This window comes from Pseudactinotalea sp. (genome assembly GCF_048594945.1).
GTDB lineage: Bacteria > Actinomycetota > Actinomycetes > Actinomycetales > Beutenbergiaceae > Pseudactinotalea.
Window position 1 is genome coordinate 1 of the sequence record NZ_JBMDXJ010000290.1, and the last position, 1,941, is coordinate 1,941.

General features: G+C 69.3%; 3 protein-coding genes. All 3 read left to right on the forward strand.

The window, feature by feature from the left end:
* On the forward strand, window positions 1–608 hold a 608-nt coding region (locus tag ACOJSN_RS12665), incomplete at its 5' end, for an ABC transporter ATP-binding protein (protein ID WP_420112859.1).
* Window positions 605–1,366 carry an ABC transporter permease gene (locus tag ACOJSN_RS12670; RefSeq protein WP_420112860.1) on the forward strand — a complete coding sequence of 254 codons (762 nt, stop codon included), beginning with the start codon at window positions 605–607 and terminating at the stop codon, window positions 1,364–1,366. The genes ACOJSN_RS12665 and ACOJSN_RS12670, both read left to right, overlap by 4 nt.
* Window positions 1,367–1,378: 12 nt before the next feature.
* The coding region (locus ACOJSN_RS12675) for a hypothetical protein (RefSeq protein ID WP_420112861.1) at window positions 1,379–1,941 on the forward strand (563 nt) is incomplete at its 3' end.

Consider the following 1,941-nt stretch of genomic DNA (forward strand, 5'->3'; position numbering starts at 1 on the left):
AGTCGATCGCCGGGTTGCGTGTGGGCGACGCCGGGCGGGTCCGCGTGCACGGGATCGACCCGTGGTCCGACAGGGATGCGATCGTCCGGGTGCTCGGGATCCAGCTGCAGGAGAGCAAGCTGCAGCCGAAGATCACCGTGAAGGAGGCGCTCGAGCTGTGGTCGGCGTTCTACGAGGACCCGCTGCCGTGGCGTGACCTGGCCGGCAAGGTGGGTCTGAGCGAGCACCTCGACCGCCGCTTCGCGCAGCTCAGCGGAGGTCAGCAGCAGCGCCTGTCGATCGCGCTGGCTCTGGTGGGCCGGCCGCGGGTCGCGGTCCTCGACGAGTTGAGCACCGGACTCGATCCGCGTGCGCGCCGCGAGGTGTGGAAGCTGGTCCGATCCGTGCAGGAGAGCGGCATCACGGTGCTGCTCGTGACGCACTCGATGGAGGAGGCGCAACGCCTCTGCGATCGCCTCGCGATCATCGACGGCGGGCGGATCCTGGCTCACGGCACCCCCGAGGAGGTCATGCGTGCCGCGGGTGCGAGCACGCTCGAGGCCGCCTACCTCGACCTCACCGAGCAGGCAGACGACGACAGCGACAACGAGAGGATCGAGTCCCGATGAGCACGTTCGCACTGAGGGGTCCTGGCACCGGTGCCGTGATCAGGACCGAGACACGCCTGTTCGTGCGGGAGCTCGGCGCGATCTTCTGGATCATCGCCTTCCCGGTGCTGCTGCTGGTGATCCTGGGCCTGATCCCGTCGTTCCGAGAGCCGAGTTCGGATCTCGGCGGCGCGCGGATCATCGACCTGTACGTCCCGATCTCGATCCTGCTGTCGATGATCATGGCCGCGATCATGGCGATGCCGCCGGTGGTGTTCGGCTACCGCGAGGGCGGCGTGCTGCGCCGCCTGCGCACCACGCCGGTGCGTCCGTTGACACTGCTCGGAGCCCAGGTGCTCCTGCACGGCGCGGCGGTTGCGGTCGCGGGTGCACTGGTGCTGGTGATCGCCAGGACCACGTTCGGCACGCCGTTGCCTGCGGCGCCGCTGTGGTACCTGCTCGCCTATGTGCTGGCCTTGGTGGTCACGTTCGGGCTCGGCGCGATCGTCACCGCGGTCTCGCCGAACGCGCGGATAGGGTCCGTGATCGGGATGATCGTGTTCTTCGCCTCGATGCTCACCGCCGGGGTGTACTTCCCGGTGCAGGCCACCGAAGGCGTGATCCGACAGGTCCTCGAGCTGACACCGCTCGGTGCCGCGTCCGAGGCGCTGCACCAGGCGACGGCGGGCTCGATGCCGGATCTGAAGGTGCTGGCCGTGATGGTGGTGTGGAGCGTGCTGTTCTACGGCATCGCCGCCCGAACGTTCCGGTGGGAGTGAGAGGGTTGAGCCGTGCGTGACGCAGCGGCGGCCGAGCGGTGGGATCGGTGGTTCACCTACCTGCCGTTCGCCGCGCTCGCGGTCGCCACGGTGGTGGCGATGGTGGCGGGACCGCACATCGGTGCCACCACGCCCACGGCCCGGCTGGTGGCGCAGCTCGTGCTCCCGGTCGTGGTCGCGGTCTGGCTCTGGTGGTTCACGGTGGTGCGCCCAGAGCTGGGCCGCGAGCGGCCGTGGGCGCTCGTGTACTACGTGGTGCGGACCGTGATGGCGTTCGCGCTCACGCTGCTCAACCCGCTGTTCTGCATCTTCGGGTGGGTCGGGTACATCGATGCGGACGGGATCTTCCGCCGCAACGCCCGGTGGGTCGCGGTCGGCGCGACGGCCGTGATCATGGCCACCGGGCAGAGCGGTGGGGTGCCCACCGAGGTGGGCGGTCAGGCCGCCCTGTTCGCAGTGCTGCTCGTGGTGAACTTCGGGCTCGCAGGAGTTTTCAGCAGCTACGGCAACTCGATGGAGAGGTCGAACGCGGCCCGCGCCGCCGCGATCAGCGAGCTGGAGTCGCTCAACGCCGA

Bases quoted from the DNA above. Each gene is read 5' to 3' on its own strand.
- ACOJSN_RS12670 (WP_420112860.1), top strand. From the start codon at position 605: ATGAGCACGTTCGCACTGAGGGGTCCTGGCACCGGTGCCGTGATCAGG.